Origin of the sequence: Tianweitania sediminis, assembly GCF_017813335.1 — a bacterium.
In the GTDB taxonomy this organism is placed as follows: domain Bacteria; phylum Pseudomonadota; class Alphaproteobacteria; order Rhizobiales; family Rhizobiaceae; genus Tianweitania; species Tianweitania sediminis.
In genome coordinates, this window is record NZ_JAGIYY010000013.1 from 38,642 (window position 1) to 60,157 (window position 21,516).

General features: G+C 61.4%; 20 protein-coding genes. 7 read left to right on the forward strand and 13 right to left on the reverse strand.

All coding sequences use genetic code 11. The features are described 5' to 3' along the window. Window positions 1–15: 15 nt before the first annotated feature. The 4 genes from J5Y06_RS22025 to J5Y06_RS22040 all read right to left on the reverse strand — a co-directional run bounded on the left by J5Y06_RS22025 (window position 16) and on the right by J5Y06_RS22040 (window position 4,816). Entirely contained in the window at window positions 16–1,026 is a 1,011-nt protein-coding gene (locus J5Y06_RS22025) for a Fe(3+) ABC transporter substrate-binding protein (protein ID WP_209337420.1), read from the reverse strand. A 115-nt stretch (window positions 1,027–1,141) separates the two neighbouring features. Further along, complete coding sequence (locus J5Y06_RS22030) at window positions 1,142–2,194, reverse strand: ABC transporter ATP-binding protein (RefSeq protein WP_209337359.1); 1,053 nt, start codon at window positions 2,192–2,194, stop codon at window positions 1,142–1,144. A gap of 78 nt (window positions 2,195–2,272) precedes the next feature. Next, on the reverse strand, window positions 2,273–4,018 hold the full coding sequence (locus J5Y06_RS22035; protein ID WP_209337360.1) for a class I adenylate-forming enzyme family protein: 1,746 nt from the start codon (window positions 4,016–4,018) through the stop codon (window positions 2,273–2,275). Window positions 4,019–4,054: 36 nt separating this feature from the next. After that, complete coding sequence (locus J5Y06_RS22040) at window positions 4,055–4,816, reverse strand: SDR family NAD(P)-dependent oxidoreductase (protein ID WP_209337361.1); 762 nt, start codon at window positions 4,814–4,816, stop codon at window positions 4,055–4,057. Window positions 4,817–4,982: 166 nt separating this feature from the next. Here J5Y06_RS22040 and J5Y06_RS22045 point away from each other — a divergent pair, with 166 nt between their 5' ends. Beyond that, window positions 4,983–6,185 carry an acetyl-CoA C-acyltransferase gene (locus J5Y06_RS22045; protein ID WP_209337362.1) on the forward strand — a complete coding sequence of 401 codons (1,203 nt, stop codon included), beginning with the start codon at window positions 4,983–4,985 and terminating at the stop codon, window positions 6,183–6,185. 21 nt (window positions 6,186–6,206) lie between these two features. Here J5Y06_RS22045 and J5Y06_RS22050 read toward each other — a convergent pair whose 3' ends face one another. The 9 genes from J5Y06_RS22050 to J5Y06_RS22090 all read right to left on the reverse strand — a co-directional run bounded on the left by J5Y06_RS22050 (window position 6,207) and on the right by J5Y06_RS22090 (window position 16,852). Further along, window positions 6,207–7,298, reverse strand: a complete 1,092-nt coding sequence (locus J5Y06_RS22050; protein ID WP_209337363.1) for a phosphotransferase family protein — start codon at window positions 7,296–7,298, stop codon at window positions 6,207–6,209. Then, a complete protein-coding gene (locus J5Y06_RS22055; RefSeq protein WP_209337364.1) occupies window positions 7,298–8,536 on the reverse strand; it encodes an acyl-CoA dehydrogenase family protein in 1,239 nt (412 codons plus the stop codon). Before J5Y06_RS22055 ends, J5Y06_RS22050 begins: the two co-directional genes overlap by 1 nt. A 42-nt stretch (window positions 8,537–8,578) precedes the next feature. Beyond that, a complete protein-coding gene (locus tag J5Y06_RS22060; RefSeq protein WP_209337365.1) occupies window positions 8,579–9,811 on the reverse strand; it encodes a TetR/AcrR family transcriptional regulator in 1,233 nt (410 codons plus the stop codon). A 63-nt stretch (window positions 9,812–9,874) separates the two neighbouring features. Continuing rightward, entirely contained in the window at window positions 9,875–11,038 is a 1,164-nt protein-coding gene (locus J5Y06_RS22065; RefSeq protein WP_209337366.1) for an ABC transporter substrate-binding protein, read from the reverse strand. 46 nt (window positions 11,039–11,084) lie between these two features. After that, complete coding sequence (locus J5Y06_RS22070; RefSeq protein ID WP_209337367.1) at window positions 11,085–11,792, reverse strand: ABC transporter ATP-binding protein; 708 nt, start codon at window positions 11,790–11,792, stop codon at window positions 11,085–11,087. Beyond that, a complete protein-coding gene (locus J5Y06_RS22075; protein WP_209337368.1) occupies window positions 11,779–12,558 on the reverse strand; it encodes an ABC transporter ATP-binding protein in 780 nt (259 codons plus the stop codon). The genes J5Y06_RS22070 and J5Y06_RS22075 overlap by 14 nt, the downstream gene beginning before the upstream one ends. Further along, the gene (locus J5Y06_RS22080; protein WP_209337369.1) at window positions 12,551–13,570 is read right to left on the reverse strand and encodes a branched-chain amino acid ABC transporter permease; all 1,020 of its coding nucleotides are present in this window, start codon (window positions 13,568–13,570) and stop codon (window positions 12,551–12,553) included. The genes J5Y06_RS22075 and J5Y06_RS22080 overlap by 8 nt, the downstream gene beginning before the upstream one ends. Further along, window positions 13,570–14,433, reverse strand: a complete 864-nt coding sequence (locus J5Y06_RS22085; protein ID WP_209337370.1) for a branched-chain amino acid ABC transporter permease — start codon at window positions 14,431–14,433, stop codon at window positions 13,570–13,572. Before J5Y06_RS22085 ends, J5Y06_RS22080 begins: the two co-directional genes overlap by 1 nt. A 304-nt stretch (window positions 14,434–14,737) precedes the next feature. Then, on the reverse strand, window positions 14,738–16,852 hold the full coding sequence (locus J5Y06_RS22090) for a 3-hydroxyacyl-CoA dehydrogenase NAD-binding domain-containing protein (RefSeq protein ID WP_209337371.1): 2,115 nt from the start codon (window positions 16,850–16,852) through the stop codon (window positions 14,738–14,740). A gap of 147 nt (window positions 16,853–16,999) precedes the next feature. On the opposite strand from J5Y06_RS22090, the gene pimC reads away from it, so the two are divergent. The 6 genes from pimC to J5Y06_RS22120 all read left to right on the forward strand — a co-directional run bounded on the left by pimC (window position 17,000) and on the right by J5Y06_RS22120 (window position 21,514). After that, the gene (gene pimC, locus J5Y06_RS22095) at window positions 17,000–18,202 is read left to right on the forward strand and encodes a pimeloyl-CoA dehydrogenase large subunit (RefSeq protein WP_209337372.1); all 1,203 of its coding nucleotides are present in this window, start codon (window positions 17,000–17,002) and stop codon (window positions 18,200–18,202) included. Between the two features lie 15 nt (window positions 18,203–18,217). Continuing rightward, a complete protein-coding gene (locus J5Y06_RS22100) occupies window positions 18,218–19,357 on the forward strand; it encodes an acyl-CoA dehydrogenase family protein (protein WP_209337373.1) in 1,140 nt (379 codons plus the stop codon). Window positions 19,358–19,492: 135 nt separating this feature from the next. After that, window positions 19,493–19,891 (forward strand): helix-turn-helix domain-containing protein, encoded by a 399-nt coding sequence (locus J5Y06_RS22105; RefSeq protein ID WP_209337374.1) that lies wholly within the window; start codon window positions 19,493–19,495, stop codon window positions 19,889–19,891. 90 nt (window positions 19,892–19,981) lie between these two features. Beyond that, on the forward strand, window positions 19,982–20,374 hold the full coding sequence (locus J5Y06_RS22110; protein ID WP_209337375.1) for a Rap1a/Tai family immunity protein: 393 nt from the start codon (window positions 19,982–19,984) through the stop codon (window positions 20,372–20,374). Window positions 20,375–20,473: 99 nt separating this feature from the next. After that, window positions 20,474–20,905 (forward strand): hypothetical protein, encoded by a 432-nt coding sequence (locus J5Y06_RS22115; protein WP_209337376.1) that lies wholly within the window; start codon window positions 20,474–20,476, stop codon window positions 20,903–20,905. Between the two features lie 378 nt (window positions 20,906–21,283). Next, window positions 21,284–21,514 carry a hypothetical protein gene (locus tag J5Y06_RS22120; RefSeq protein ID WP_209337377.1) on the forward strand — a complete coding sequence of 77 codons (231 nt, stop codon included), beginning with the start codon at window positions 21,284–21,286 and terminating at the stop codon, window positions 21,512–21,514. Window positions 21,515–21,516 lie beyond the last annotated feature (2 nt).

The following is a 21,516-nucleotide window of genomic DNA, read 5'->3' on the forward strand; positions in this document are numbered from 1 at the left end:
AGCGCCGCGAGTGTGTCAGTTGTCAAAGCCGACCTTTTCCACCAGTTCGCTCGCCTTCTTGCGATGAGCGGCGACTTCGGTGAGGTTGACCTCGTCGATCTTGAGGTCGCCGAACTCGCCGACGAGCGGGGCAACGGCCGCATCCGCGTTCACCGGATACTCGAAATTGGCCTCGGCATAGATCTTCTGCGCTTCGTCAGACACGAGATATTCCAGCAGCGCGACCGCTTCTTCCTTGTTCGGCGCATGACGGGCAACGGCAGCTCCGGAAATGTTCACATGCGTGCCGCCGTTTTCGAAGGTCGGCAGGATCATCTTGATCGCCTTGGCCCATTCCTCCTGTTCCGGGCCGCCCTTGCCGCTGCGCATCAGGCCGACATAGTAGGAGTTCGCGACGCCGAGGTCGCAGATGCCGCCCATGATGTCGCGTGCCACGTCCCGGTCGCCGCCGCCAGCTTTGCGTGCAAGGTTCTCCTTCAGACCGGTGAGCCAGGTTTCCGCAGCGTCCTCGCCGTTCTTGGCGATGAAGGCTGCGATGAGAGCAACATTGTAGGGATGCTGGCCCGCGCGGATGCAAAGCTTTCCCTTCCACTTGGGGTCGCTGAGATCCTCATAGGTGATGGCGGACACATCCAGGTCCTTTGCAGCATAGACCGCGCGTGCCCGCATCGACAGCGCGTACCAGTGTCCATTTGGATCACGGAGCGCGGCCGGGATCGTGCTGTTCAGCGTATCGGAGGAAACAGGCTGCGTGAGACCTTTTTCCACCAGATCAACGAGGTTGCCGGCGTCCACGGTCATCAACAGGTCCGCGGGCGACTGGTCGCCTTCCGAAGCGACGCGCTCAGCCAAACCGTCCTTCAGGAAGATCGTATTGACCTTGGTCCCGGTAGAGGCGGTGAAGGCATCGAGCAGCGGCTGGACGAGCCCGGGCTCACGCGTGGTGTAAAGATTCAACTCGGCGGCACCGACGCTCGGCACGCCAGCGAACACAGCGATGGCTGAGCCGATCAGGATCTGTTTCAGGTTCACGCGTTGTCCTCCCTTGCTTGTGGATCAGGTGGAGCGAAAGCACTCCAGGCCAAATGGAGGGACAACATAGTTGATGAGAACAGTCAAGTTAGCTTCGCGTGACGCGATCTCAGGCGCTGGCGGGAAACACAAGCACCCGCTGCGGATCAGCGCTGAGGCCGATCTCCTGCCCCGCCGAGACAATGAGCCTGGCGCTAGACCGCACCACGAGGGGCGGGAGATGAGCAGCAACCGTGACACGGACTTGCTCCACCTCGCCACGGAGCTCATGGTCGAGAACCGTTGCTTGCGCACCCTGCCCTTGCGGCCGCAGTTGCAGATCCCGTGGTCGAACGTAGACCAGGCCGTCCTGCCCTTCTGACACGCCGGCAGCGGGAAAGCGGCCAAGCGGCGTGTCCACGAAACCGTTTCTGCAGCGGCCGGGCAGCTTGTTAAAGGCACTGAAGAATTCTGCGGCATAAGCGGAGTTGGGACGGTCGTAGAGCTCCGCGCCTGTTCCGCTCTGTTCGACGTGGCCACGGCGCATCAGAACCACGCGATCACCAGCTGAAAGAGCTTCTTCCGGATCATGCGTCACCATGATCACCGTCGTGCCGAGTTCCCGCAGCAACCCAAGCGTTTCCAAGCGGACCGCATCGCGCAGATCGCGGTCCAGATTGGAAAACGGCTCGTCCATCAGCAGAAGATCGGGCCGCGGCGCGAGGGCGCGGGCAAGCGCCACGCGCTGTTGTTCGCCCCCGGAAAGCATGTGCGGGAAGCGGTTGACGAGATGATGGATCCGCAATCGGCCGACGATCTCATCACTCCGCTTGTGAGCTTCCTTTCGCTCGAGGGAGCGTAATCCGAACAGCACATTGTCCGTGACGCTGAGATGGGGAAACAGCGCATAATCCTGGAACATGAACCCGACGCGGCGGTGCTCAGGTTCGACATGGATGCCCTTCCCTGACACGACGTGCCCATTGATCAGCGCGGCGCCGGCGTCTGGCCGATCAAGCCCGGCGATCACCCGTAGAAGCGTGGACTTCCCGCAGCCGGAATGACCGGCGAGGCAGACGATCTGTCCCCGCGCCACCTCGAGTGAAACATCTTGCAGTGCGGCAACCAGGGCGAAGCGGCGCGTCACCGCGCGAAGTTCGAGATGAGGAGATGGGCTTCGCATTGGCAGGCTCTTTTCGCAGCCGCCGTTTATAAGCATCAGGGCGAAGCCGGCAAGCGACCGACAGGGCAGCAGTCGCCGTCAGGCCGGTTCGTTCCGCCTCAATGTCTCAGCGAAAAGCTGGCGTAGCTGAGGCTTCAGAATCTTGCCGGCCGGATTGCGCGGCATCTCATCGAGCATAAGGTAGCGGACGGGGCGCTTGAAGGCCGCGATGCGATGGGTGAGAAACGCGTTCAGTTCCTCGTGTCCGGCTGTTGCGCCCTCGCGCAACACCACGACGGCACCGGGTTCCTCCCCGAGCGTCGGGTGAGGCAGTGCCAGCAAAGCGGCGTCCACGACGTCTGGATGCGCATAAAGCGCGTCCTCCACTTCCACGCAGTAGATGTTTTCGCCACCGCGGATGATCATGTCCTTCAAGCGATCGCGGATATAAACGAAGCCGTCTTCATCGAGGAATGCCAGGTCTCCCGTGCGCAACCACCCGTCGTCGAACGTCGCGGCGTCGGCATCCGGCTTGTTCCAGTAGCCAGGAATGACCATGGGGCCGCGCACCTGCAGTTCGCCGACCGTGTTCGGTCCAACCGTTGCGTCCGCGTCGCGGATCCGCACCTCGCAAACCGGCAGTGGAAGGCCGCAACTTGTCGGATGGGCGTAGTAGTCCTCGCCCATGACATGGGTGAAGGTAGCGGTCGTTTCCGTCATGCCCCAGCCGGTGGCAACACCGAGCCCCATCGGCAGCTCGGCTTCAAGCCGACGAACCAACTCGGCCGCGGCAGGTGCGCCTCCATAAGAGACGACTTGCAGCGAGGACAGATCGTAGCGGCTGCGGGCGGGGTGATCGAGGATGCGCCAAGCAACGGTCGGCACGCCGCCGATGGTTGTAACGCGCTCCCGCTCGATCAAGCCGAGCGCTTCTTCCTCGTCGAAACGACGGGTCAACACGAGCCGTGTGCCGCGATGAAGGGCTGTGAGCATCGTCGCCGAACAGCCGGTCACATGAAACAATGGTATCGAAAGAAGGCTGACCTTCTGCGGAGCGTTGGGCGGCGGAACCGGGATGGCGTCCCCACGGCGCAGAAAGGATCGCGCCTGGCTGAACGGATGGGCCATGACATTGGAACACAGATTACGGTGCGTGTTCACCGCGCCCTTGGGCCGGCCTGTGGTGCCTGATGTGTAGAAGATGGTGGCAGGATCGTCCGGCGCGAGGGGGACGGTCGGCATCGCTTCATCCGGCAGGGCATGCCAGGTTTCTGGGGTGCCGATCACGCTTTCCAGGGTGCGTGCGCTTCCGCGCGAAGCTTCACCGCCGCGCGCAACAAGGATGTCGATTGCCTGCGGGATCTCATTGGCAGCTTCCAGGATGCGCTCGAGCCTCTCGCCATCGCAGACAACGAGCTTTGCACCGGAGTCACTTAGCCCGTGCGAAAGCTCGCTGCTGCTCCACCAGGCATTCAGCGGCACGGCCAACGCCCCGCACAACTGCGCGGCAAAAAAGGCGGTGATCCATTCCGGCATGTTGCGCATGACAATCGCAATCCGGTCGCCTATTTCGACGCCGAGATCAACGAAATGGTGCGACAAGACAATCGAGGCGCGGGCGAAAGCTTCAAACGTCACCCGCTCCTCTTCGTGCACAAGGAAAGTCTTTTCCCCGAACGAGCGGCCAATAAGAAGCAGGTCGCGCAGCGTGGGAGGCGCGTTCTTCCACACCCGGGTCGGCTGACCGCGGATAATGATCTCCTCCATCTCGAACTCGCTTCCCGGCGCACAAAGCCGCTGCTGCGCTTCTGCAAGCGAGATGGCCGGGTATCCAGGCTTCGTCATAAGGGTGTCTCCCTTGCCGCTCAGGCTTTGCCGCCGCTAGGCGACCAGCCGCCCGCCATCGGCGACCAGCGTCTGCCCCGTCACGAAGGCCGCAGCTTGCGAGGCCAGAAACACAACCACGCCTGCAATGTCGTCCGGCTCCCCGATCCGCCGCAACGGCGTCGCGGCGTTGGACGCTTCAAGCTTGGCCTCATCGTCCCACAAGGCGCGTGCGAAATCCGTTTTCACCAGACCGGGCGCGATGCAGTTCACGCGAATATTTTGCGGGCCCAGTTCCGCGGCAAGGTTGCGCGCCAACTGCATGTCGGCCGCTTTGGAAACGCCGTAAGCACCGATGTTCGGCGAGGCATAAAGACCCGCCACCGAGGAAACGATCACCACCGAGCCGCCGCCGCGCTTCTCCATGTCGGGCGCGCACAAACTGATCAGAGCGTTGTTGGCGATGACATTGTTTTCGAGGATCTTGCGGAACTGGTCGTCGGAAATGCCGGACATGGGGCCATAATAGGGATTCGAAGCCGCATTGCAGACGAGGATGTCGATTGGTCCTAACTGCCGCCGCGCCTCCGCAACCAGGTTCTCCAGTTCGCCGCGCGAGGAGATGCTGGCGGGAATGGAAACGGCTTTGCCGCCGGAACGATTGATCTCCTCGGCAACCTCATCGCACGGCTCCTTCTTGCGCGACGAGATCACTACGGAAGCGCCCGCTTCAGCCAACCGCATGGCGCTTGCCTTGCCGATCCCGCGGGAGGATCCGGTGACAATGGCAACCTTGCCGCTCAAGTCGAACAAAGACATCAGCCATCCTCCCCAGGTCGTGCCGCTCGTTGCAACAGCCTATCGGCGCGAAAGGCAAAAGCAACCCGTTTCTTCGAAAAACAAGGATGACAGCTGACGGAAGCCATATAAAATAAGGGACGAACACACATCCTGGACCATACCGATCATCGGGAGGAGCTGCCTAATGCGCAACGCTGTACTTGTTTCCACTGCTCGCACGCCGATTGGAAAGGCGTATCGCGGCGCCTTCAACGACACACAGGCGCAAACTTTGGGCGGGCACGTCATCGCCGAAGCGGTGCGGCGGGCGGGCGTCGATCCAGCAGAGGTCGGCGATGTCCTGATGGGCGCGGCACTGCAGCAGGGTTCGTCCGGCGGCAACATCGCCCGACAATGCGCAATGGCTGCGGGCCTGCCCACCACGGTCGCCGGCATGAGCCTTGACCGGCAGTGTGCCTCGGGCCTGATGGGGATCGCCACGGCCGCGAGGTCGATCATCCTGGACGGCATGGACGTGGCGGTCGGCGGCGGCCTCGAGTCCGTTTCGCTCGTCCAGAACGACAAGATGAACAGATATCGCGCGAGCGATCCGACGATCCGCGAACGCTTGCCGGCGCTCTACATGTCCATGCTCGAAACAGCGGAAGTGGTTGCCGACCGATATGGCATTTCGCGTGAGCGCCAGGACGAGTACGCCCTGCAATCCCAGCAGCGCACCGCAAAAGCACAGGCTGAAGGCCGCTTCGACAAGGAGATCGCGCCGCTCGAAACCGAGATGGTGGTGACGGACAAGGCGACTGGCGAAACGAGCCGCAAGCGCGTTCGGCTGACGCAGGATGAGGGCAATCGCGCCGATACCACCCTGGAAGGACTGCAGTCGCTGAAGCCCGTCTTCAAGGATGGGCAGAAGATCGTAGAAGGAAAATTCATAACGGCGGGAAATGCTTCCCAACTTTCGGATGGCGCATCCGCGTCGGTGCTGATGGAAGAAAAGGAAGCGGAACGACGCGGGCTCGAACCGCTTGGCCGCTATTGCGGCGTGGCCGTTGCCGGCTGCGAGCCGGACGAGATGGGCATCGGGCCGGTTTACGCCGTTCCCAAACTCCTGAAGCAGCATGGTCTTTCGGTCGACGACATCGATCTTTGGGAACTGAACGAAGCCTTCGCCGTGCAGGTGCTTTATTGCCGGGACCGGCTTGGCATCGACAACGACAAGCTTAACGTGTCTGGCGGCGCGATCTCGATCGGTCACCCCTACGGCATGTCAGGCGCCCGCATGACGGGGCATGCGCTGATCGAAGGAAAGCGGCGCGGCGCCAAGCGCGTGGTGGTTATGATGTGCGTCGGCGGCGGCATGGGCGCGGCCGGTCTTTTCGAGATTCTGTAAGAACCAAAACGGGCGCCACTCTCAGGCGCCCGCCTTTTCCGCAAAGCTCAAGGCTCGCTCAGCCAGCGGGCGAACGCGTCGCGCCATCGTTTGGGCCTCCGCACTCGCCGCCGTGCCGTCGCGCACGCGGCCTGCAATGCCCTGGAGGATCGCCGCAAGGCGAAACATGTTGTAAGCGAGATACCAGTCGAGCACCGGCGGGTTTTCGCGCCCCGTGGCGGCATTGTAGCGCGCAAACAGCTCTTCGGCAGAGGGGATCCCAAGGGACTCAAGATCCAGGCCAGCGAGACCGCTGCGCCCGTCGGCATCCATGAACCAGTTCATCAGGAAATAGGTGATGTCGGCCAGCGGATCACCGAGCGTCGACAGTTCCCAGTCGAGAACCGCTTTGACCTGAGTCGCATCGGCCGAGAAGATGAGGTTGTCCAGCCGATAATCACCGTGCACAACGGAGTTCCGCCCCTCTTCGGGCGGAATGCTACGCGGAAGAAAAGCAAGGAGCCGATCCATCTCGGCAATGGGCTCGGTTTCCGATGCGCGGTATTGCTTGCACCAGCGCGCGATCTGGCGTTCAAAGTAGTTCCCGGGACGACCATAATCGCCGAGGCCGATGACTTCAGGATCAAAGGAGTGCAGCCGCGCCAAGGTGTCGATCTCGGCCTCGAAGATGGAACGCCGCTGCTCCCTGGGAACCTGCGGCAGGCGCGCATCCCAGAATACCCGCCCTTCCACCATTTCCATGACGTAGAAGGCTGCGCCAATGACGGTGTCATCTTCGCAAAGGCTGTAGGCGCGCGCGACTGGGAAGCCGACGCCGCCCAAGGCTGAGATCACCTTGAACTCGCGATCAACCGCATGGGCGGAGGGCAACAGGGTTCCGAACGGCTTGCGTCGGAGAACATAAGAGCGGCCGGGCGTATCCAGACGATAGGTCGGGTTCGACTGGCCGCCCTTGAACTGGAAGATAGTCAGCGGCCCGCTATAGCCTTCGACATGTTCCCCGAGCCAGGCGGCAAGCTTGGCTTCATCCAGCCGATGGCGCTCTTCCACCGGCTTCACGCCGGAAAAGGCATCCCCGGCGCTCGCTGCGGAGCCGGCGCTTGCCGCTCCCATCAATGCGCCACCTTGTACCGCCCGAGTTCAAGCCGGGCGATGGCGCGATTGTGCACTTCGTCCGGACCGTCCACGAGCCGCATGGTGCGGATGTTGGCATACATCTTGGCAAGACCGAAATCATCGGAAACGCCGCCACCACCATGCGCCTGAATGGCGTCATCGATGACCTTCAGCGCAACCCGCGGGCCGGCGACCTTGATCATGGCGATCTCGAGCTGGGCTTCCTTGTTGCCCACCTTGTCCATCATATCCGCGGCCTTTAAGCAAAGAAGGCGCGTCATTTCGATGTCGATCCGCGCTTCGGCGATGCGCTGCTGCCAGATCGACTGCTCGGCGATGGGCCGGCCGAACGCCACGCGGGACAAGAGCCTGCGCGCCATCTTTTCCAGCGCCACCTCCGCCGCACCAAGGGTGCGCATGCAGTGGTGGATGCGGCCAGGTCCGAGCCGTCCCTGCGCGACTTCAAAGCCGCGGCCTTCGCCAAGGATCACGTTGGAAGTTGGGACGCGAACATTGTCGAGGATCACCTCGCCATGGCCATGCGGGGCATCGTCATAGCCGAACACCGGCAACATGCGCTTCACCGTCACGCCGGGTGTGTCCATAGGCACCAGGATCTGCGTTTGCTGGCTGTGGCGCGGCGCATCCGGGTTGGTCTTGCCCATCACGATGGCAATCTTGCAGCGCGGGTCGCCTACACCCGAGGACCACCATTTGCGGCCGTTGATCACGTAGTCGTCGCCGTCGCGTCGGATCTCGGTCTGGATGTTGGTTGCGTCGGAGGAAGCAACCTCAGGCTCCGTCATAAGAAAGGCAGAGCGGATTTCGCCGGCCATCAGCGGCTTCAGCCACTGGGTTTTCTGGTCCTCGGTCCCGTAGCGATGGAAGACCTCCATGTTGCCGGTGTCCGGCGCTGAACAGTTGAAGACCTCCGACGACCAGGCAATGCGGCCCATCTCCTCGGCGCAGAGCGCATATTGAAGGTTCGTGAGGCCGGCTCCGTGGTACTCCTCGGTGTCGTGATGCGGTGACGGCGGCAGGAACAGGTTCCACAACCCTTCCGCGCGGGCTTTTTCCTTAAGCCTTTCGATCACCGGAATAATCTGCCAGCGATCGGTCCCGAATCCGGCCATTTCCTCGTAGTAATGCGGCACCGCCGGCTCGACATGCTGCTGGATGAAAGCGCGAACTCGGGACTGATAGTGGCGCTCGGTCTCGGTGAGCGTGAAGTCCATGTGGTCTTCCTTCCATTTTCCTGACGGCTAGCGCCGTGGCCCTCAAGGGCGGAGAAGCCCCGTGAAAAGGGGACGAACATAAGCGCGGGTGGCGGCCTCCACGTCATCGGTGGGTATCCAGCGATGAAGTTCGGCCGCGGAGTTGGAAATCGAATACAGGAGCTGCCCGGCGATGCGCGCATCCAGCGTGCGGATCGATCCGTCGGCGATGCCATCGGAGATGATGCCGGCAAAGCGCTCCATCAGGCGGTTCATCTGCGCCACGCGCCTTGGGCGCATGGGTTCGGGCATGGCGGCAAGCGCTGCAATGCGCAGGAGCGGACCCTGCGGCGAAAGCTGGAAGCGCGTCAGTGCGGCGACCGCACCCGATGCGCGCGACCATCCGTCCGGAACGGTGTCGATAGCAATGCTTTGAACATTTCGAATTAACCCGAAGGTCCGCTCGAAGCAGTCGTCGACCAGCTCGTCCTTGTGTTCGTTGTGATGGTAGAAGGAGCCCTTCGTAACCGAAAGCCGGGCGGAGATCTTGTCTACGGAGGCACCGCGATAACCGTGCTCGTTGATCAGAAACGTCGCGGCGCGCAAAAAGCGTTCCCGCGAGCTGTCCCCTTCCGCTTCCAGGCGCTTGCGAAGGGCCGGCAGCTCAGGCGGTGCGAACTTTGCTTCCGCGCTCCCCATCCCGTTGAGCAGGATGTCGGCCAGACGCGTGGCAACGCGGGGATAATCTTCGAGGTCGTAGCGCTGGGCCCAGTTCTGCGCACTGTGCACCACGGACACGAGCAGATGCGTCCGCGCGTTGAGATCCTGGCGCTCCAGGACGGGAGCCCCTTCAGCGGACAGCAAGCGCCGGATCTGCCGGAACATGTCGGTGTAGGTTTGAAACACCGCGCTTGAATGCGGCTCTTCCAGGGATCGGAGATCGTTGGATGAAAGCAGCTCCGCGCGCAGTCCGGAAGCGATTTCTCCAAGCACGGTGAAGTAAAGCGCAAGGAACTGCTTCACACGCTCCTCGGCGGTTTCCCTTTCCGCGGCCGCAAGCGCGGCTTCGCTGATCGTTTCGATCGTGCGCAGGAAACAGGCGGCGGCGAGGTCTTCCTTTTTGCGGTAATAGTAGCTGATGGAGTTGGTTACGAGGCCGACTTGCGCCGCCACGTCCGAAAGGGTCGTACCCTTCACGCCCCGCTGGTTGAAAAGCCCGGCGGCCGCGCCAAGGATCAGCTCGCGCTTTTCCCCGAAACGTCGGGTTTGGCGAAGGGCGTCCGCTGATCCATGCATCGTGCGTGTTCTCGTTTCGCGCTCCGCTCCACTTGCAAGCGGAGCGCGAAATGCGGTTCTTGATTACTGGCTGGCTGCCTCGATTGGCATGATCTCACCATCCTGTACATAGCCGACGACGATGCGGGCATTCGTGCCGCCCTTCTCGTCAACGCTGTCGATGCTGGCCGGATTACGCTCGCTTGGCAGCGATCCATAGGCTTCGCTGAGCTTGGCGTGGATCGCCTTTGGATCTTCCACCGTGCCGGCGAGCTTCATGGCCTCGGCCACAGCATTGAGCGCCGTGTACATGTAGGAGGTTTCCGAGCCCGGCGTTTTGCCGTTGTTTTCGGCCTTGAAGCGCTCCACGAAAGCCTTGGCGCCTTCCCGCGTATCGGACGAGAGCGGCATCACGCCAATGGCGCCGTTGAGCTGCGACATGTCGTTGATCACGCGGTTGATCTCGTCCAGCTTGGCCTGATCCATGACCACGAAGCCGCCCTGGAAGCCGAGTTCGCGTGCCGTGCGCATGACAAGCGCAGTGGGCTCGGACGCACCGCCGACGAACAGGACGTCAGGGTTTGCTGACAGCGCGCTGCTGACGCCCGAATAGAAGTCCGTATCCTTGTTGTAGGACATTGGGTTCTCGGCGACCACCTCACCGCCCGCTTCTTCCCAGGCAGGCTTGAACAAGGAAGCCCAGGCTTTGGCGTATTCATGATCGCCGCCGATCATGGCGAGCTTCTTGCCCGACTTCTCCATCGTGGTTTTCACGAAGGTGTCGATATAGCCCGCGAACGAGGGCGGGATACGCAGGGTCAGCGTGTTGCCGCGCTCGGTCATCTCCGGCACGCTGGTGTAAGCGCCGAGAATGAAGCCATCCTGCTCGTTGAACTCCTGGAGCGCGTAAGCGCCACCCGAATGCGGCACGAAGATCACCGGGGCGTTCTGCTGGGTTGCCAGGCGCTTGGCGTTCACCGCCGCTTCGCTGGGCGCATATTTGTCATCTAGCGCAACGATTTCGAACGTGTATTTCTCGCCACCGACTTCGATGCCGCCGTTCTTGTTGATCTCAGCGGCCGCCATCTGCAGGCCGGTCAGGGTGTTCTGCCCGTAAAGGGCCGCACCGCCGGAAAGAGGCCCGGTGAAGCCGATGTTGATGACTTCCTGCGCGAAAGCCGCACTGCTCATGAACGCTGCGAGCGCGATGCCCGCTGCCAGTCGGGTTGATGTCTTGAAAAGGCGCATTCCAAGTTCCTCCTTCGGTTTCGCGGCTCCTCCGCCGCTTTGCATTTTATCCGCCGATATAGGCTCGCCGGACGGTATCGTTGTTGAGAAGCTCTTGGCGGCTTCCTTCCAGCACCACCCTGCCGCTTTCGATGACATAACCGCGGTCAGCGATTTGCAAGGCTGCATAGGCATTCTGTTCGGCCAGCAGAACGGTGGTTCCACTCGCATTGATCGCCTTGATCGTGTCCAGCACCTGGCGCACCACCAGCGGTGCCAAGCCAAGCGAGGGCTCATCCAGAAGCAGGAGCTTCGGTCGTCCCATCAAGGCACGGCCGATCGCCACCATCTGCTGCTGCCCGCCTGACAAAGACCCGGCATTGTTGTCGCGCTTTTCGCGAAGGATCGGGAACATGTCGTAGATCTGTTCCAGCCGCTCCTTGAGGCCAGCCTTGTCGCCGCGGTGAACATAACCACCGAGCATAAGGTTCTTCGCCACGCTCATATGGGCGAAAAGCTTGCGCCCCTCGGGGCAATGAACAAGGCCGCGCGACACAATGGTGGCCGGCGAAGCACCCGTGATTTCCCCGCCAGCAAGCTTGATGGAACCACCACTGAGCTTCCGGAGGCCGGAGATGGCCAGGAACATGGAACTCTTGCCCGCGCCGTTGGCGCCAAGCATCACCACGAGCTCGCCGTCCCGCACATTGAGGCTGATGCCATCCAGCGCGCGAAAGCTGCCGTAGTTCAGCATCACACGATCAAGCTGCAGCATCGTGACCGGCTCCCAGATAGGCTTCGATGACGAGCGGATTGGCGCGAATTTCGGCGGGCGTGCCGTCCGCGATCTTTTCCCCGTGGTCGAGAACGATGATGTGGTCCGCAAGTCCCATCACCATGTCCATCTTGTGTTCGATCAAGCAGACGGTGAGACCCGTCGCCGAGATCTTGCGGATCAGGTCGGCGAGACCGACGGTCTCTTCCGGGTTGACGCCGCCGGCCGGCTCGTCGAGCAGCAGGATCTTCGGATCGGTCGCGAGCGCCAGCGCAAAGGCAATCCGCTTGCGCTCTTCCTGTGTCACATCCGCCGCCAGCCGGTTGGCGACATGCGTGAGGCCGACGAAATCGAGGGCTTCTTCCGCCTTGGCACGGCAACTGCGTTCGTCGGCCTTGAGCCGGCTGGTTTGGAAGATCGCGTCCATCAAGCCGGATGACGTCCGCAGTCGATGGCCGACGATCAGGTTGTCCATCACGGTCGCACCATCAAACAGGCTGGTGGTCTGGAACGTGCGGGCAATGCCAAGCTGGGCCATCTGGTCCGGGCGCTTGCGCTCAACGCGCTGGCCTTCGAGCCAAAGCTCTCCGGAGGTTGAGGGAAAGGTTCCGCTGATCAGGTTGAAGAAGGTGGTCTTGCCAGCCCCGTTCGGTCCGATGATGGCCGTGATGCGCCCCTTCTCTACCTTCGCATCGACGTCTTTGACCGCCGCAAGGCCGCCGAAACGCTTCGTCAGGGCCTTTGTTTCGAGGATGATCTCAGGCATTCGCGCGCGCCTCCTCGCCGGACCTCGAAGGCAGAACCGCCTGTGTGTTGCTCCTTTTTCCGGCATTGGCACGACGGCGTGCCATCCATATGCCGAAGGTCCCGATGATGCCGTGAGGGAAGAACATCACCAAAAGGATCAGCATCGGCCCGAAGACGATCATCCTGTAGTTTTCAAGAAACTGCAGGGACTGGGTGACCCAGGTGAGCGCGACCGCGCCCAGCACCGGCCCCATCAGGGTTCCAATACCGCCCACCAGAACAAAGGCGATCAGGTCGAAGGTGTGGTACTCGCGCGCCAGATCCGGTCCAAGGAAGCGGACGAACCCCGCAAACAACCCACCGGACAGGCCGGCAATGAAGGTGGACAGCGTGAACGCCAGAACCTTCGTGCGCATCAGGTTGATGCCTAGGGCTTCGGCGAGATCATCGGAATTGCGGATCGCAACAAAAGATCGCCCGACGATCGACCGCACCAGCCGGCGCATCACCCAGATTGTGAGAACCAGAAAGGCCAGCACCAGAAAATACACGGAGGTGGTGGTGTCGAACACCAACGGGCCGATGGAGGGGGCCGGAATGCCGATTACGCCGACGGGTCCATGCGTGAAGCTGTCACCCTTCTCGATCAAGAGGTAGATGATGTAGCCCACGCAAAGCGTGAAAATCGAAAAGAAGTGCGTTTTCAGGCGCAGGGAGAGGATGCCCGCGAAGAAGCCGACAACAGCTGCGATGGGGCCTGCCAGGAGAAAGGCGAGCCAGAACGGAACGCCGTAGTCTACCGTAAGCAGCCCCACTGTGTATGCGCCGATCGCCATGAAGCCGGCATGCGCGAGGTTGAGCTGTCCCGTATACCCGGCGATCAGGTTCAGCCCCATCGCGGAGATCGCCCAGATAAAGGCGAGCGCCATCACATAGACCTGGTATTCGTTGGTGGCGAAAAAGGGAAACGCCACCGCTGCCAGGAGCAGGATTCCGTAAAAGACGTATTCCATACGATAATCGACGCGCATCAACGGACCTCGCTTGGAAACAGGCCCTGCGGGCGGAGCGAAAGAATGAAGACGAGCAGCACAAAGGCGATGATGTCTTTGTAGTTGTTAGAAATGTAGAACGCCCCGAACGACTCCGCGAAGCCGATCACCATGCCCCCGACAATGGCTCCGGGTATGGAACCCATTCCGCCGAGGATGATGATCACGAAGGCCTTCAGGATCACCAGGTGTCCCATGGCCGGGTAGATCAGATTGATCGGTGCAAACAAGGTTGCGGCAACCGCTGCAAGGGCGCCTGAAATAGCGAAGGTGAGCAAGGAAACCTTGAGCGGGCTGATGCCGACCAGGGCTGCGCCTTCGCGGTTTTGCGCCGTTGCGACGATGGTGGAGCCGGTGGTTGTTCGGCGCAGGAAGATCTGCAGCCCGATCATCAGGACGATCGCAGCACCAATGATCAAGACGCGCTGCGCAGGGGCCGTCAAATCGGCGAACCGCAGAATCGTCGTGTAAGGCGCTGGCAGACGGTGGAAATCCGCACCCCAGATCGCCTGAACCACCGCTTCCAGAAACAGCAGTAAGCCGATCGCCGCGATCATGTCATGCAAGGCCGGCGAGTTGCGGAGCGGATGGAAGATCAGGCGCTCCGATATCATCGCCATGACGGCAACCGCGGCCGCCGAAACGATCATGGCCACCCAGAAGTTGGCGCCAAGATCGCCAGCTACATAGAACGAGATGTAGGCCCCGACCATAAAGAATGCGCCATGGGCGAAGTTTGGAATGTGCAGGATGCCGTAAACCAGCGTCAGGCCGAGCGCCACGAGGCTGTAAACACTCCCGAGCGTCAGGCCGTTCAGCACTTGCTGAAAAAAGATATTCATGGGGCCGCGTCTCCTCCCTTTAAGGCGCTGCCAAATTCAGTTTCCAGTTCTGCGGCCCACTCCAGGCGCTCCGACCAGCGGGGCGAAAAGCGAATGCAGGCACTCGTGGCCGCCGCAGAACCTATGAACCTCCCTGCCTGGAAGCGCGTTCCTCAGCGCACTCCCAACTGCATTTAGGGACGATGGCATGCTGCAGGCGACGTCGTCAAGCAGCGAAATGCCCGGGCTTTCTGCCATTTGTGTGAACGCAAGCGGGTTAGCCGCCCAGTTTGTCGAAAACCCAGTACGGACACGGCAACAGCCCTCAAGAAGGGGCTGTGAGGCTGGCGAAACCCTTGCCTTCCGAAGCGAGTCGCCTGAGCAAGGGCGAAGGCTGAAGGTGCGGGCGATCCAGCTTTGCGGCGTATTTTTCGAGCGCCTCAACAATGATGGGAAGCCCGACTTCATCAGCCCAGAACATCGGTCCGCCCCGATAAGCCGGGAAGCCGTAGCCATTGATCCAGATCGTATCAATGTCGCCAGGCCGGGCCGCGATGCCCTCGTCCAGGATCTTGGCGCCCTCATTCACCATCGCGTACAAGCAGCGCTCCAGGATCTCCTGCTCCTCGACGATGCGAGGCGCCACATTCTTCTCACGTCGCCAGTCCTCGATCAGCTTTGCCACGGCAGGATCGGGCCGCGGCGTGCGATCACCGGGTTCGTAGGCATACACGCCGCCTCCGGTTTTCTGGCCGAACCGCCCCTGCTCCGCGAGGCGATCCAGCCAGTTCGGCGCTTGCGCGTCCGGATCGCCTGCTTTGCGTCGCTCTTGCCGGATTCGCCAGCCGACATCGATCCCGGCCAGATCCGACATGGCAAACTGCCCCATGGGAAATCCGAAATCCGTCAGAACGGCGTCCACGGCCTCTGGGCTCGCGCCCTCTTCCACCAGATCGATTGCTTCGCGTGTCCGGCGATGCAGCATGCGATTGCCAACGAAGCCGTAACAAACGCCAACCATCACCGGCACTTTGCCGATCCGCTTGCCGACTTCCATGATCGTAGCCTGGACATCCGGCGCCGTTTGCGAGGCGCGGACATTTTCAAGCAGTTTCATGACGTTCGCCGGGGAAAAAAAGTGCATCCCCGCCACGTCCTGCGGCCTTGTGGTTGCCGAGGCAATTTCGTTCACGTCGAGCGTCGAGGTGTTGGTGGCCAGGATCGCGCCGGGCTTGGCCACCTTGTCCAGCCGGCCAAAAACATCCTTCTTCGCCTCCATCGATTCAAAGATCGCTTCGATCACGAGATCGGCCTGAGCAAGATCGTCATAGGACAACGTGGGCCGGATCAGCCCCATGCGCTTGTCCATGTCAGCACTCTGCAAGCGTCCCTTCTTGACGGTGCTCTCGTAGTTCCTGCGAATGGTCGCAACCCCGCGATCCAGTGCCGATTGCTCGCTTTCAAGGAGCGTCACGGGGATTCCGACATTGGCGAAGCACATGGCAATGCCCCCGCCCATGGTGCCGGCACCGATCACCGCCACTTCCCCGACGTCACGTGGCCGCGCGTCCGGCGAAAGCCCCGCCACCTTGGCGGCCTCGCGCTGGGCGAAAAAGGCGTGAACCAACCCGCGGCGCTGCGGCGTTTCGAGAGCCCGCACGAAAAGTGCCCGCTCCTTCTTCAGGCCTTCGCGAAGCGGCAAAGAGAGCGCGGCTTCAACGGCGTCGACAATGAGTAGCGGTGAAACAAGATTGCGGGAGCGCTTTTCAACGACCTGTCGCGCCTTTTCGATCATGCCGGGATCGCGGCGCGCTTCTTGAAGCCGCTCGTCCAGATCGCCGGTCCTGCGCCGCTGACGCCCCTCCGCCAGAACGCGTTCGGCGAAAGCAACACCCACACCGCGGATGTCGGCCCCTTCCACAACCTCATCCAGGATGCCGAGTTCCAGCGCCTCCCTCGCGCTTTTCGGCGCGCCTGTGGTCATCATGTCGATGGCTGCTTCGACGCCCGCAAGGCGCGGCAGGCGCTGCGTGCCACCCGCGCCTGGCAGAATGCCGAGCGTGACTTCCGGCAGCCCGACCTTGGCGCTGGCAATGGCAACGCGGTAGTCGCAACCCATGGCGACCTCGAGCCCGCCGCCAAAGGCGGTGCCGTGGATTGCCGCCACAACAGGCTTTCTGGATGCCTCGATGCGATCAACCACATCGCCCAAAGCTGGCGGCATCGGCGGCTTCCCGAACTCGCGAATATCGGCACCTGCCATGAAGGTGCGTCCCGCACCAAGGATCACGACGATGGCGATCTCTGGATCCGCTTCCGCTTCCGCCAGGCGATCAAGCAAGCCCTGGCGCACCGCCTGACCCAGCGCGTTCACCGGCGGATTGTCGACCACAAGAACGCCGACCTTGCCACTCCGCTCCAGCTTCACCATCTCGCTCATGTCGCCTCCTCCCTGAAGAAACCGTACCATATCTTCTAAAAGCGTCGTCGCAAGCTCTTTCGCGGGCCTGGCTTAGCGTTCCACCTTTACAAAATGATAGCAGGACCCTTAAGCTCCGGGCACAAGAAAGCGGCCGGAGGAACGATCATGGATTTGCGCTTTACCGATGAAGAGGTGGCGTTTCGCCAGGAAGTGCGGGACTTCATCGCGACGAACCTGCCGGCCGAAACGCGCGAACGCCTCCAAAGCGGCCACCATCCCACGCGCGACGACATCGTGAACTGGCAGCGCATCCTCAACGAGAAGGGCTGGGCTGTTCCCCATTGGCCGGAGGAATGGGGCGGAACAGGCTGGGGGCCGGTGAAGCAATATATCTTCCGCGAGGAACTGCAGAGCGCACCGGCGCCCGAACCTTTGGCGTTCGGCGTTTACATGGTCGGACCGGTGATTGCCGAATACGGGTCGGAAGAACAAAAGAAGCGGTTCTTGCCGCGCATTGCCAATCTCGATGACTGGTGGTGCCAAGGCTTTTCCGAACCCGGCGCAGGCTCCGACCTCGCTTCCGTGCGCACAACGGCGGTTCGCGATGGAGACCACTACATCGTCAACGGCCAGAAAACTTGGACCACGCTCGGCCAATATGCCGACTGGATCTTCTGCCTCGTGCGCACCGACAAGGAAGCCAAAAAGCAGAGCGGCATCTCGTTTCTCCTGATCGACATGAAGTCGCCCGGGATCACGCTGCGACCAATCGTGACGATTGATGGCGGCCGCGAGGTGAACGAAGTATTTTTCGATGATGTTCGCGTTCCCGCCGACCAGTTGGTCGGCGAGGAAAACCGTGGCTGGGATTACGCCAAGTTCCTCCTGTCCAACGAGCGCGTGGGCATCGCCCGGATCGGTGTCTCGAAGGAACGGCTGCGGCGCATCCGCGAATTGTCGGCCAGCGAACATGCTTCCGACGGCACGCCCTTGATCAGCGATCCGCGTTTTGCCGAGAAGATCGCTGAGGTCGAGATCGATCTGAAAGCTCTGGAAATCACCCAGATGCGGGTGCTTGCGGCGGAGCGTGCAGAAGGCAAGGGCAAGCCAAACCCGCTGTCCTCCATTTTGAAGCTGAAGGGCTCGCAAATCCAGCAGCGCACAACCGAGCTCCTGATGGAGATCGCGGGCCCCTACGCGCTGGCCTATGAGCCGGAGCGTGAAGAAGGAAGCAACGAGCCTCCGATTGGACCGGAATGGGCGGGGCTGTCCGCTTCCACCTATTTCAACGCACGCAAGGTTTCGATCTACGGCGGATCCAACGAGATCCAGCGCAACATCATCGCCAAGGCGATCCTGGGGCTCTGAGCAGAAAGAACAAAGATGGATTTCGACCTTAGCGAAGAACAGAACCTGCTCAGACAGTCTGCAGAACGACTGCTGGCGGACCAGTACGATTTCGAAGCGCGCAAGCAGCATGGCCAGGATGAACCAGGCTGGAGCCGCGCCATGTGGGCGAAGTTCGCAGAACTCGGCCTTCTCGCCATCCCGTTTTCGGAAGAAGACGGCGGCCTGGGCGGCGGCCCGGTAGAGCTCATGCTGGTTGCCGAAGCGATGGGCGCCAAACTGACGCTGGAGCCTTACCTGCCGACCGTGATCCTTGGTGGGGGCATCCTGCGCCGTGCGCCCGAAAGTCTCCGACAGCGCTGGCTCGAAGGCGTGATTGCCGGGACTACGCTGCTGTCGCTCGCCCATGCCGAGCGGCAAGCCCGCTTTACGCTAAGCGACGTCGCCACGCGGGTGCGGCTCGATGGCGACCACTACGTCCTCGACGGCGACAAATCGCTCGTTCTGGCCGGCGACAGCGCGGATGCACTGGTGGTGACAGCACGCCTTAATGGCGAACGGCGCGACGAAGGGGGCATTGTCCTCCTGCTTGTGGATGCGAAGGCAGAGGGCGTCACGCGCAACGGCTACGCCACCCAAGACGGGCGGCGTGCGGCAGAAATTCAGTTCCGCAATGTGCGGGTCTCGCAAGACAACTTGATCGCAGGTCCCGAAACCGGCTTCGCCCTGCTCCAGGCGGTGACCGATGAAGCGATCGCAGCCCTTTGCGCCGAAGCGGTGGGCGCGATGTCTGCGATCAGCGGCTTGACGGTGGAGTACCTCAAGACGCGAAAGCAGTTCGGCGTGCCGATTGGATCCTTCCAGGCGCTGCAGCACCGTGCTTCTGATATGTATGTGGAGCTTGAACAAGCGCGCTCCATGGCGCTGTTTGCAACCATGATGGCCGCTGAACAGGATGCTGCCAAACGCGGGCGAGCGATCTCAGCCGCAAAGGTTCAGATTGGCCGCTCTGCGCGCCAGATCGGCCAGGAAGCCATTCAGCTCCACGGCGGCATCGGCATGACCATGGAAGCGGCCGTCGGCCACTATTTCAAGCGACTGACCATGATCGAGCTGATGTTCGGCGACACGGACCATCACCTTCGGCGTGTGGCGGAAACGGTGGGGCCGCTGTAGCTTGCTTGCCGTAGCAGCTGGCGCAGTACTTTAGAGCGGGAACCACACTTTCAATCCAGAGTAGCCGGTACGGCGTCTCCGCTCTTGAAAGTTGCTAACGAGTTTGCTTAGCCTCTCAGGTAGAGAGGACCACTTATGTCTCGCCAGCAGTCTACGCCTCCACAAGTAATCGAAACGCTCCGCGCGGCAAGAAAAGCGGCTGGCTTCTCGCAAGCCGCCATAGGGAAAATGCTGGGGATAAGTCCTCAGCAGTACTCAAAATACGAGACTGGTGCCAACGAGCTGAAATCAAGCACGCTGCTGATGCTCGCGAGAACGCTTGACCTGGGGCCGGCTGACTTAGGATGGACAGAGCCTCGCGGTGGTCAAGCCGTAACCTTCAGACCTGAGCTGAGGGAACTCGCTACAGCATGGCAGCGCGTGAAATCCGACCGAGTGAGAAAGGAGCTTCTGGCCGCAATCACCGCGATCGCTGAAGAGGCAGAAGCGCTCGGCCCATTAAACAGCGATGGAATTGTCGCAGCCGCTGAATAGTCGTACCCGCAGAAGAGCTGGGTCTTGGCGTGATTGTCTCACCTTCTCACTGAACCAGATGCAATTTTAATCAAGGCATGGAACACTGCCATGATCTGCAACAGCCTTTTGGAGCACTCCGTGCGGAGTACGTCAGCAACCGCCCTCCTCCTTGCAGCGACGACCTCTTACCTCGGCGCCACCAATGACGCGGCCGCAAAAACCGGTGCCGAGTTGCTACGGTTCGAACAGACCTTCGGCACGGGCTACATCCAGGGCGCGCTCGATTACATGCTGGCCGACTACACAAGCTATGATCAAACCCGCAACCGCCTGACCGACCATCGGCTGAACTGCCTGACCGAAAAGAAGCTGACCATAAAGGATCTCTACGACGCCGTCATCGCAGAGATCCAGGCGGAACCGGCCTTGTTGGAGGTCGAGGCGGTGGATGCGCTCCGCAACGTCACGTTCAAGCTGTGCGGTCCGCCGCCAAAGCCGTAACGATTGCGCGACTGCGGTTCTTTTGTGCAGACAGATGATGAGCAGCCGCTTGCCAGCACGCGGGGCCACCTTATTTCTTCCCGAAGGAGGAACCCAAAGATGTCCTTGAAGTCCATGTTTGTGTCGGCAGCCTTGGTTGTGAGCACCGTCGCCCTTTCCGGCTGTGTCGGCGACACCTATGGCTCTAGCGAGTATGACAGCTACGGCCGCGCCTATGGCAGCGGTACCTATGTCAGCGGCGTTACAGTTTACGATCGCTCGCCGCGTTATCGCTATGACGATCGCTACGATCGCCGTGGTCGCTACGAAAGAGATCGGGATCGGTATGACCGCAACCGCTATGACCGGCGTGATCGCGACGACCGCGATCGCAGGCGTAGCGACAATCGCCCGCCGCGCTCGTCAGACCGCAACCAGGCGCGCCCGGCGCCCGTTCAAAACGAGGCGGAAATCCAGGACCGCCTCGCCGCTGAGAATGCGATTCGTGAGGAAAACCTCCGTATCCAGCGTCAGCGAACGAATAGTCGCTAGAGGCGGACCACTCCCTCGGCCTTAAGTGCCGCCAGGGACTCCCCCGCGACCGCGAGTGAGCGCCGCATGCCGAAAACGTAGCTTCACGATTGTTCCACTGGATCGGGACGTTCGCGCTCGACCATCTCCTGAAGCCCAGGTGAGCGACGGTGATCGGTGATACGAGCTGATTACGATTGACGCTGAACTTGGCAGCGCTTCAGTGAGTTGTATGCGTTTTACGCGCTGTTTCCTTTGCTGATAGCTCTGTTTCTCCGTACCGGCCGACGCCCAGCTCATCTAGACAGCGGCAAAAGCCGCTTGTGTCCCATACAGCGAGCGCATTCTTGGAAAGCATCCTAGCTGAACTGCGGCCTGGGCGCGGGTGCTGTTGTTTTCGTGCTGTCGATCGACGGCACCGTCATGTTCATCCACAGCAAGAACAGGCCTGCTGCACCGCTTAACCCCGCCGTGGCTTCAATAGCCATGGAGCTCGGCAACGAGGAGCAGGTGGAGCGTCTGATTTTGGCAGTGGAGACTATCTCGGCAGCGATCCGCGATGAGAAACAGGGCGAGCTTCGGGACAGGCTCCAAAACCCGATGGAAGAGCTTCGACGAAGGAAGCGCTAGGG